This is a genomic window from Nostoc sp. DedQUE08 (assembly GCF_034530895.1).
GTDB lineage: Bacteria > Cyanobacteriota > Cyanobacteriia > Cyanobacteriales > Nostocaceae > Nostoc.
The window spans coordinates 151,112-160,686 of the sequence record NZ_JAVRCD010000012.1 but is presented as its reverse complement, the minus strand read 5'-3'; the positions used below and the strand labels follow the sequence as shown (position 1 = coordinate 160,686).

11 protein-coding genes and 1 pseudogene are annotated in these 9,575 nt (G+C 40.5%); 9 read left to right on the top strand and 3 right to left on the bottom strand.

What is annotated here, in order from left to right; genetic code table 11:
- Nucleotides 1-80 precede the first annotated feature (80 nt).
- Both rlmD and RMY64_RS11065 read left to right on the top strand, forming a co-directional pair.
- A complete protein-coding gene (gene rlmD / locus RMY64_RS11070; protein ID WP_322700038.1) occupies nucleotides 81-1,451 on the top strand; it encodes a 23S rRNA (uracil(1939)-C(5))-methyltransferase RlmD in 1,371 nt (456 codons plus the stop codon).
- Nucleotides 1,452-1,877: 426 nt separating this feature from the next.
- Nucleotides 1,878-2,327 carry an anti-sigma regulatory factor gene (locus RMY64_RS11065; protein WP_322669713.1) on the top strand — a complete coding sequence of 150 codons (450 nt, stop codon included), beginning with the start codon at nucleotides 1,878-1,880 and terminating at the stop codon, nucleotides 2,325-2,327.
- Nucleotides 2,328-2,395: 68 nt separating this feature from the next.
- On the opposite strand, the gene RMY64_RS11060 is transcribed toward RMY64_RS11065, so the two are convergent.
- Complete coding sequence (locus tag RMY64_RS11060) at nucleotides 2,396-2,674, bottom strand: DUF6439 family protein (protein WP_322669712.1); 279 nt, start codon at nucleotides 2,672-2,674, stop codon at nucleotides 2,396-2,398.
- Between the two features lie 118 nt (nucleotides 2,675-2,792).
- On the opposite strand from RMY64_RS11060, the gene RMY64_RS11055 reads away from it, so the two are divergent.
- From RMY64_RS11055 to RMY64_RS36800, 5 genes and pseudogenes are all read left to right on the top strand, one after another.
- Nucleotides 2,793-3,155, top strand: coding sequence for a hypothetical protein (locus RMY64_RS11055; protein ID WP_322669711.1), 363 nt, complete (start codon nucleotides 2,793-2,795; stop codon nucleotides 3,153-3,155).
- A 2-nt stretch (nucleotides 3,156-3,157) separates the two neighbouring features.
- Complete coding sequence (gene asnS, locus RMY64_RS11050) at nucleotides 3,158-4,549, top strand: asparagine--tRNA ligase (protein WP_322669710.1); 1,392 nt, start codon at nucleotides 3,158-3,160, stop codon at nucleotides 4,547-4,549.
- Nucleotides 4,550-4,632: 83 nt separating this feature from the next.
- On the top strand, nucleotides 4,633-4,863 hold the full coding sequence (locus tag RMY64_RS11045; protein ID WP_229456950.1) for a DUF2281 domain-containing protein: 231 nt from the start codon (nucleotides 4,633-4,635) through the stop codon (nucleotides 4,861-4,863).
- Nucleotides 4,857-5,225 carry a type II toxin-antitoxin system PemK/MazF family toxin gene (locus tag RMY64_RS11040; RefSeq protein WP_322669709.1) on the top strand — a complete coding sequence of 123 codons (369 nt, stop codon included), beginning with the start codon at nucleotides 4,857-4,859 and terminating at the stop codon, nucleotides 5,223-5,225. The genes RMY64_RS11045 and RMY64_RS11040 overlap by 7 nt, the downstream gene beginning before the upstream one ends.
- Nucleotides 5,226-5,269: 44 nt before the next feature.
- Nucleotides 5,270-5,389, top strand: a pseudogene (locus RMY64_RS36800) (amino acid--tRNA ligase-related protein); the annotation flags it as partial.
- A 127-nt stretch (nucleotides 5,390-5,516) separates the two neighbouring features.
- Here RMY64_RS36800 and RMY64_RS11035 read toward each other — a convergent pair.
- Both RMY64_RS11035 and RMY64_RS11030 read right to left on the bottom strand, forming a co-directional pair.
- Nucleotides 5,517-5,870 (bottom strand): hypothetical protein, encoded by a 354-nt coding sequence (locus RMY64_RS11035; RefSeq protein WP_322669708.1) that lies wholly within the window; start codon nucleotides 5,868-5,870, stop codon nucleotides 5,517-5,519.
- A gap of 160 nt (nucleotides 5,871-6,030) precedes the next feature.
- Nucleotides 6,031-7,323, bottom strand: a complete 1,293-nt coding sequence (locus RMY64_RS11030) for a hypothetical protein (protein ID WP_322669707.1) — start codon at nucleotides 7,321-7,323, stop codon at nucleotides 6,031-6,033.
- 142 nt (nucleotides 7,324-7,465) lie between these two features.
- Between RMY64_RS11030 and RMY64_RS11025 the strand changes: the two genes are divergently transcribed.
- Entirely contained in the window at nucleotides 7,466-7,942 is a 477-nt protein-coding gene (locus tag RMY64_RS11025) for a chemotaxis protein CheW (RefSeq protein ID WP_322669857.1), read from the top strand.
- Between the two features lie 21 nt (nucleotides 7,943-7,963).
- A complete protein-coding gene (locus RMY64_RS11020) occupies nucleotides 7,964-9,235 on the top strand; it encodes a CheR family methyltransferase (RefSeq protein WP_322700037.1) in 1,272 nt (423 codons plus the stop codon).
- The last annotated feature ends 340 nt before the right edge of the window (nucleotides 9,236-9,575 follow it).

Genomic DNA, 9,575 nt, shown 5'->3' with positions numbered 1-9,575 from the left:
CCAATGCCCAATGCCCAATGCCCAATGCCCAATGCCCAATGCCCAATGCCCAGTAACAAATGACAAATGACAAATGACAAATGACTAAAATAATTTGGCAACAGGGTGAATTAATTGAAGTGACGATCGCTAACCTGAGTGATACAGGTGATGGTGTGGGACGCGCTGATGAGCGTGTAGTGTTTGTCCCAGATACTGTCCCAGGCGATCGCGCCATTGTCCGCTTGGTACACGTTAAACCAAAATACGGCCACGGTAAGCTCCAAGAGCTATTGGAGCCATCCCTTTACCGTATCCGACCTAGCTGTATTGTGGCGGATAAGTGCGGCGGTTGTCAGTGGCAGCATATTAATTATGATTACCAGCTAGTAGCCAAACAAAATCAAGTTATCCAAGCTTTGGAACGTATTGGCGGTTTTATCCAACCACCAGTAGATCCGGTACTTGCTGCCCCTTCTGCTTTGGGCTACCGTAACAAATCTACATATCCTCTCTCGCTATCGGCAACAGGACAAGTACAAGCTGGTTACTATCAAAAAGGTAGTCACCAATTAATTAATTTAAATCAATGTCCAGTCCAAGATGCGCGATTAAATCCCTTACTTGCCGAAGTTAAGCAGGATATTCAACAGCAAGGTTGGCAAATTTACGACGAACACCGCCACCAAGGAAAAATTCGCCATCTCGGTTTACGCATTGGGCGATACACTGGGGAAATGTTGCTGACTTTGGTGGTAAAGGACTGGAATTTATCAGGAATTGCAACCCAAGCCCAGGAATGGTTAAAGCGCTATCCGCAGTTAGTCGGAGTGTCGCTCAATCGCAATAGCGATCGCACAAATGCTATCTTTGGATCAGAAACCCGTTGCATTGCTGGAGTCCCCCACCTGCGTGAAAATTTTGCTGGACTGGAATTTCAAGTACGCCCAGATACATTTTTCCAAGTGTATACCGAAACAGCAGAGGCACTATTACAGGTAATTCAATCAGAACTCAATCTTCAAGGGCATGAGTTCCTAGTTGATGCCTACTGTGGTATTGGGACTTTAACTTTACCCCTGTCCAAAAAAGTACGAATTGCTACAGGATTAGAAGTGCAACCAGCAGCAGTAGAACAAGCAATTTTGAATGCCCACCGCAACGGAATTGATAATGTGACTTTCCTTGTCGGGGCAGTAGAGAAATTGCTTCCCCAAATGGGCACAATACCAGAAGTAGTAATACTCGATCCGCCACGTAAGGGGTGCGATCGCGCAGTCATAGACACTTTACGGCAATTGAAACCATATAGGATCGTTTACGTCAGCTGTAAAGTAGCTACCCTCGCCCGCGACCTGAAATTGCTTTGTCAAGATGGGCAATATACCATCACACGGGTACAACCTGCTGATTTTTTTCCTCAAACTGCTCATGTTGAAGCTGCCGCCTTTCTTGTGTTATCACATTGTTGACAAGGTTAGTAATTCCTTCAAAAAAACTGAAATTTGAAATTTTTAGTCTAGTGCATACTAAAGATGCTAAAATTGAATTAAGCGAAAAATAAAAATTCATTTTGTTTAAATAAATTCAAGTAGCATAGGTTCTGAAAAATATGAAGAAGATTGTGTGAATGATAAATCGGCAACTAATTAGAGTATGCCAATACTCTCTAAAATTAACAGCATATTCTTAATTTGCTGACCTCATTATCAAATTTCTTCCAGCCGATATATCTAAACAATCGCAATTCATAGTTATAGAGCCAATGCTCCCTAGCATTTTCAAAATTTAGTTTTAAAGACGCAAGTTTGAAGGCAGCATGACCACCTCAAGTTTTATCAGGGTGACTGTAATAGCAAACTGATGTCTAGCTAACTGAAAGCTATGGGGTTTCTCTTGTGATTACTATTTCACTCCGTCCAGTTGGACGTTATTGGGGCACTATTAGTTTTGCCTCAACCCTCTACCTTTGTCCCATATTAGACTTATTGTTGGCAGAAATTCCAGCAAGATTACAAGCAGAACTGCGGCTAGGACTTCAAGAAGCCCTAGTCAACGCAGCTAAACATGGTAATAATCTCGATCCGAGTAAAACAGTTGTAGTTCGTTTTTCCGTAATAGATAATCAATATTGGTGGATAATATCAGACCAGGGTAGTGGTTTTACTCCTTCATCTACTAGTAATGAAGAACCAACAGACTATCTTCCACCAGATGAGTCAGAAAATGGTCGTGGTTTATGTCTTCTACATCAAATTTTTGATCGGGTAGAGTGGAACCGAAAAGGCACAGAATTGAGACTTTGTAAACAAATGGAAAATCGCCGGGGATTATCTCTGCGGCGGTAACTTAGTTAGGAGTTAGGAGTTAAAAGTTAGGAGTTGAGTAATAATTCATAACTCCTAACTCTTAACTTTTAACTTTTTCCGTGAGTTTGACAGGGAGGGGCAGAAATGGAGCGATCTAACCAACCAACTGCTTGTTGTAATCTAGCTTGAGCTTCTTCTGGCTGATTCTTTAAAAGATACACAATAGCTGCTGCCACTTGTTCATTAGCGCGGGAATTGCGGTTAGACTTGAGGCGATGCCAATCGTTAGGGGAAATAGTCAGCCTTTCCATGAGGGCTTGAGCTAGTTCCAGAGTACTAAATTCATTCAGTTGACTGGTTTTAGGCAGCTGAGTAGATTGAGACATAATTATGAGTCCTTTGTCTTTTGTCCTTCGTCCTTTGTCCTTCGTCCTTTGAAAAATTACAAATGACTAATGACTAATGACAATTGATTAATATTTAATTTTAGTTTACTACTTGTAAATGAAGCCGCCAAAACAATCACAGCCGTCAGCAGAAAATCCCGAACCAGATTTTGAACAAGAATTAGAAGAAGTAGAGCGATCGCTCCTATCCTTAAAAGAACGTTACGATCGAGTGCAGCGCGATCGCCAACAACAGGCACAATGGCAACAGCGCCGGGATCAACTAAAGCACAATAAATCTCAGACACCAGAAATCAAAGCAGAGTTACGGCACATTCAACAGCAGTTGGAAAGGCTAGAAGTGAACTTAGAAAGCCAGTTATTTTCTTGGCGTAGCCTCAAAAAACCTTTCTGGCAAGTCGTCCGCTTTGGTGGAATGGGCGTTATCATAGGCTGGATATTAAAGTCTTATGCTGGGTAAATATGGTAAATCGACGAATTGCAGAAATATTGCGAAGTGGCCAACCTGATGAGTCTCTCCTAGTTCAAGGCTGGGTGCGGACGAAACGTGAGTCAAAAGAGTTTGCTTTTATTGAAGTCAATGACGGCTCATCACTAGCTAATTTGCAAGTCGTCATTAATCAGGATTTGCCAGACTATGAAGCTATTTTGAAAAAACTGAATACGGGTGCTGCTGTGGAAACGACAGGGGTACTAGTGGCTTCTCTTGGTAAAGGACAGAGGATTGAGTTGAAAGCCGAGTCCGTGAAAGTTTTCGGAGAAGCCGATCCCGATACATATCCCCTGCAAAAGAAACGCCATTCCTTTGAGTTTCTGCGAACCATTGGACATTTGCGATCGCGTACCAATTCCTTTGGTGCAGTTTTCCGCGTCAGAAATGCTTGTTCGACAGCAATTCACCAATTTTTCCAACAAAGAGGCTTTTTGTGGGTACACACACCCATCATCACCGCTAGCGATTGCGAAGGCGCGGGTGAATTGTTTAGCGTTACCAGTTTAGATTTAAAGAATATTCCCCGCACAGAAAATCAAGCAGTAGATTACAGCCAAGACTTTTTTGCTAAACCCACATATCTAACAGTTAGCGGCCAGTTAGAAGCGGAAGTTATGGCGATGGCGTTTAGCAACGTCTACACCTTCGGCCCTACCTTCCGTGCAGAAAATTCCAACACCTCCCGCCACCTAGCAGAATTTTGGATGGTTGAGCCAGAAATGGCTTTTTGTGATCTAGAAGGCGATATGGATTTAGCTGAGGCGTTTCTCAAGCACATTTTTAAATATGTGTTGGAAACGTGCCCAGAAGATATGGAGTTTTTCAATGAACGCATTGATAAATCTGTGTTGGCAACAGCCGAAAATATTATTAATAATCAGTTTGAACGGTTAACTTATACAGAAGCGATCAAACTTTTAGAAAAAGCTGATGTTAAATTTGAATATCCAGTGAGTTGGGGTTTAGATTTACAATCAGAACACGAACGTTACTTGGCTGAACAATTATTTAAAAAGCCTGCGATCGTTACAGATTATCCAGCGCAAATTAAAGCATTTTATATGCGCTTGAACGACGATGAAAAAACCGTCCGCGCAATGGATATTCTCGCACCCAAAATTGGCGAAATTGTCGGTGGTTCCCAGCGCGAAGAACGTTTAGAAGTATTAGAACGCCGCGTGTTAGCGCAAGGATTAAAGCCAGAAGACTTGTGGTGGTATCTTGATTTGCGTCGTTACGGTACTGTTCCTCATGCGGGTTTTGGACTAGGTTTTGAACGACTCGTGCAATTTATGACTGGTATGGGAAATATTCGTGATGTGATTCCGTTCCCGCGTACACCCCAAAGTGCTGAGTTTTAGTTTAAATTTTAGACCTGGCCATTTCTAATCGCCAGGTTTTTGACTTTTGTGGATAAACAGAAATCCATCTGAGAATATTTATCATGAGCATACAAGACCAAACTATTGGTAAAATCCGGCAAATGCCAGAAGCTTTAGTTCAGGAAGTAAGTGATTTTATCGACTTCCTATTAATGAAGCATAGCGGTAAAAACTGGGAACTATGGCTTCAGTTTAGCGAGTCGTTAGAAATAGTAGAATCAGATTTTTCAGAATATTTATCTAATTTAGAAGATTATGAAGAACGCTTGGCGCGTGGAGAAATCCAGTGGTAGATATCTCAAGAGGAGATGTAGTTTTGTGCGATCTAAATCCTGTTATTGGTACAGAACAAGCAGGGATTAGACCTGTCGTAGTAGTGCAAATTGATCGGGCAAATGCTGTTAGTCCCCATACCATTATCGCACCATTCACCTCAAAAATTAGACGTGCTATTTTACCCTCTCATGTGTTTGTACCTGCTGGCATCGGTGGTTTAAACCAAGATTCTGTTGTGCTTTGTGAGCAACTTCGGGTTGTTGATAAATCAAGAATTATCAGAGTGATTGGTCATTTGGATGATAATTATTTAGATGAATTAGCAATAGCTTTATGTACTATCCTTGGATTAAGGATTATGAACAATGATAATGATTGATAAATATTAGGTATTCTCAGATCATTTATTTATATAGTTATTGAACTGTTCACCATACGGGTTTTGGGTTGGGTTTTGAATGACTCGTGCAATTGATGACGGGTATAAGAAATATTCGTGATGTAATTCCGTTTCCGCGTACACCACAAAGTACTGAGTTTTAGTTTGAAACCCAGGCGATTATAAATCACGTCTACACAAACTAAGTCCGTCTGCGCGGATTAATAAAAACTTTGAAACCTGCGAATGCGGGTTTTGCTTGTATAGTTATGTATTTTATAAAACGATTAATTAAAATTCAGATTTTTGAATCTCCTCTTGTAAAACTTGAATTTCTTCAATAGATAATTCAGTAACTTGAGCAATTTGCTCTAAACTCATTCCAATTCGCAATAAATTTAAAGCCAACTTTCTTGTTGTTTCTGCTTTGCCTTTGGCTTCGCCTTCTTCTAGGATTTGTTGATAAATAACTGATTCGCGCATAATCTCACTCCTTAAAATCTTGCTAATTACATTTTTATTTAGCACTAGACCTGCTAAAATGCTACTGGCAGTAGCTATATTTCTTTGTAGCTGGCGATGCCTGCGGCGGGCTACGCCTACGCTAATTGCTTCAACTGCTTTGGCTACTTCGGTTAATACCAATTAAGTGTAATAAACTATTTGATAAAATCTGTTAACATCTGTTCTTGTGACCCTGATATCCTGAAAATATGTTAGTTAATCCTCCATAAGATTTTTCTTGGATAAACTACCAGTTATTTGTAAATAATGTGTTCTTACTTCGGACGTTATTTACAAGTCGCTACAAGTATTTAAGGGACTCTGGCACTCCCCAAATTTTAATTGTTCTATCAATGCTATAACTAGCAATGAAGTTACGATCGCTACTCATGGCAACATAACCAATTGGCGCTGTATGCCCCTGCAATGTACATAGTTTTCTGTTCATTGCCAAATCCCAAACAACTATTTCGTAGTTGTCTGTACAGTAGATTAAAACTCTACTATCTGAACTCATAAGGCAAGGAGCAACACCCGAAGATGTATAGAGAATGCGATCGCCGATCAATTGCCACACACACACCTTTTTTTCCCGGATTCCGCAAGCCAAAATTTGCCCATCAAAGCGATTTGCAAGTCCATTCACTGTCATAGCAGGTAGATTATCCAATGTTTGAATAAGTTCTCCTGTTTCGGTATTCCAGAGGTGTAGCTTATTCTGCAATCTCTGCTTGAAATATGCAACCAATAGTTTTCCATCAGGAGTGAAGAGAAGGGGTGATATATAGTTACCCAAAGGCAAATTCCCAAGAGGTACTAAAGCCCAATCCTGAAATTGATGATGGAAGCGACGAGTATAGGTTTCATAATCCCAAATCTCTAGCTCTCCTGTTTTCCCCACAGTATAGCCAGTGGCAAGCAATGGCTGTTTAGTTGAGCAGACAGCCAAGCAATGGGGAGCGGTTTGAACAGTATTCATAAGGTAATCGGGATAAGTGCCAATTGGCTCTTGTGTTTCTGTATCTAATGGCCAAAGAAAGTGCTGAAAGCTAATGATACATACTTTTCCGCTTTTGCCTAAACCAAATTCGTGAGCCATCGCCAGATCAAAATCTTTCTTACTTTGACCTGTTTCCAAATGCCAAATATTAACGAAAGATTGCTTATAAGACAGATCCCAGTAGCAAATAAGGGTGTTATTGTAGTCTGCAATCGCAAAATAATATGGATGATGTTGTTCAGGTTTGTAGCAATCTAGATTAAATTCCGTCAAGGTATGCAGGCATTGCATTTTTGCAAAGGGCAGATAATTCCATAGGGCTTGTTCAGCAGTAGCTTCGCTGCTGTAGGACAATAACAGCAAAGCTGATTCCCGCACTTCTCTGACGCCATCGCCCAATGCCTGGATTACTAAATCAATTCCTTTGTGCCCATATTGAAATGCTTCTAAAAGAGCATCCACTTTTTCTTTTGTAGAAGCACCGCGCAAACGATATCTAATGCCCTCTAATCCCTGTATTGCTGGACTAGAAGAAGAAACTAAGTCGTGTTCTCTCATCACGTTACTGTTATCTGTGGGCTTTTCAGAAATCATCTCGCAAACACTAAAACTCTGACAAAGTAGCATATAGTTTTTAGAATATGCCTGCAATAAATTTCTCATCACCGTAGGATAGGCGTCTTGCATAGCCTACAAGGAATACAAAAGCTAGCAATGGAGATGTAAATTAGTGTTAATGTTACTTCTCAACATTGGGAATGAGCGATATGCCATAGAAAGCCGACAGGTTGTAGAAGTAATACCACTTGTTGTACTCAAAAGTTTGCCCCACCAGCCTGAGCATATCGCTGGTGTTTTTAACTATCGCGGACGCATTATACCAGTAATCGATTTATGCCAGTTGATGCGTGGTAAACCCTCCAGTGAGTATCTGAGTACTAGAATTGTCCTAGTTAATTATTGGGGGAGTAATAATGCAGAACTTCAGGCTCCCTATATTTTGGGTTTGATGACAGAACAAGTTGTAGAAACATTACACCAGTCTGAGTCTGAATTTGTTGATCCCAATATTCAGATAGATATAGCGCCATATTTGGGCAAAATGATTGTAGATGATCGAGGGATGATTCAGTGCCTTCGCATTGAGTACTTGTTGTCAGAAGCGCAGCAAGTCAATCTCTTGCCAGAAAGTCATCACAATACTAGATTTTAGATTGGTCTGAAGACTCTATAAATGGCACAATCTGTTATTCAAGCTTTACTAAAAAGCAAGATTGGTTTAGATGCAAATTCTATTGGTGCTGATGCGATCGCTAGTGCAATTTATCAACGCATGGCAGATTGCGGCATCACGGATATTGCTCACTATCTAGGGAAGTTACAGGGATCTACCCAGGAATGGGAAGCACTGATTGACAGTGTAATTGTTCCAGAAACTTGGTTTTTTCGAGAACCAGAGTCTTTTGCATTTCTGAAGCATTATGTATTATCTGAGTGGTTGCCAAAAAATCCCCAAGGCGTATTGCGGGTTTTGAGTGTACCCTGTGCAACGGGTGAAGAACCATATTCTATTGCGATCGCTCTTTTGGAAGCAGGATTAAATCCAACAAACATTCACATCGATGCTGTTGATATTAGCAACAAGTGCCTACTAAAAGCGCAACGAGCAATCTACCATCAATACTCGTTTCGCGGCAATAGCCAATCGTTTCAAGAGCGCTATTTTCAGGCAACTGAGGCAGGATATCGCCTGTGCGAACAGGTGAAAAGTATGGTTAATTTTCTGCACGGTAACTTAGTAGATACCGATTTTTTATTGGGTACGCCGCCCTATGATATTGTCTTTTGCCGTAACCTGCTGATTTACTTTGATAGCGCTACCAAGGTACATACTATTAGAGTTCTAAAAAGGTTGGTAAACCCGCAAGGTTTGCTATTTGTTGGACATGCTGAAGCTTGGTTACTATCGAAAACTGAATTTGTTTCAGTTCGTCAAGATTCAGTGGTTACTCATCGAAAGTCACCAACGTGCGAGAATATTCGCAAAAATCATCATCCCAATCTTCAGAAACAAGACTTTACAAGCAAAAATATCGATGTTCTCAACAAGCGACAACTACCCAACAAAAACCATTCCAAGTTTGCCGCACAACCGAGATTGAATCTTCCTCTTCAAAACCCCATATTACCAAAAGACCTGAAGGAAAATTTGTTAGAAACAGCCAGAAACTTAGCTAATCAAGGTCAGTTGAATGAAGCTGCTAAATTATGCAACGACTATCTGAACCAAAATCAGGTCAGTATTGAAGCGTATCTTCTACTTGGTCAGGTACAGCAAGCAATGGCACAAAATGAGCAGGCGGAACAATCTTTTCAAAAAGCAATCTACCTGCAACCTACCCATGAAGAGGCACTTATTCATTTGGCATTACTCAGAGAACATCAAGGAAATGCTGGTAGCGCAAACATCCTTTGGCAGCGAATTCACCGACTAAAGAAGAAGTGAAATCAGGATAGCGCTTAATAATTTGTTTCAAAATTGAATATGCAAACTGTTAATCTCGTTTACGATCTGGGAACTCTAAGAAGTGCAAGTATTTCAAAAGACTTTTGACATCATGTTCAAAAATATTTACAACAAATGAATCGGTCATAAAGGCGTATATCTATATGAACCTAACCGTATAACCCAATCTGGTTTAGTTAAGGGTTACTGGCAACAATTTTGGGTTTTCGAGACGCGATAAATCGCCGTCTCTACAAGTATTTTGCTATATAACCTTCATCTGCCTCTGACAAAATTTACTTTTGCAAAAAATCTAATTGGCAAATTGGGTAAACCTCAA

What these genes read in the sequence shown, in the direction of transcription:
- RMY64_RS11025 (WP_322669857.1), top strand. Translation starts at nt 7,466, where the DNA reads ATGTTACTTCTCAACATTGGGAATGAGCGATATGCCATAGAAAGCCGA.
- RMY64_RS11045 (WP_229456950.1), top strand. Translation starts at nt 4,633, where the DNA reads ATGAGCATACAAGACCAAACTATTGGTAAAATCCGGCAAATGCCAGAA.
- asnS (WP_322669710.1), top strand. Translation starts at nt 3,158, where the DNA reads ATGGTAAATCGACGAATTGCAGAAATATTGCGAAGTGGCCAACCTGAT.
- RMY64_RS11055 (WP_322669711.1), top strand. Translation starts at nt 2,793, where the DNA reads ATGAAGCCGCCAAAACAATCACAGCCGTCAGCAGAAAATCCCGAACCA.
- RMY64_RS11060 (WP_322669712.1), bottom strand. Translation starts at nt 2,674, where the DNA reads ATGTCTCAATCTACTCAGCTGCCTAAAACCAGTCAACTGAATGAATTT.
- RMY64_RS11030 (WP_322669707.1), bottom strand. Translation starts at nt 7,323, where the DNA reads ATGATTTCTGAAAAGCCCACAGATAACAGTAACGTGATGAGAGAACAC.
- RMY64_RS11020 (WP_322700037.1), top strand. Translation starts at nt 7,964, where the DNA reads ATGGCACAATCTGTTATTCAAGCTTTACTAAAAAGCAAGATTGGTTTA.
- rlmD (WP_322700038.1), top strand. Translation starts at nt 81, where the DNA reads ATGACTAAAATAATTTGGCAACAGGGTGAATTAATTGAAGTGACGATC.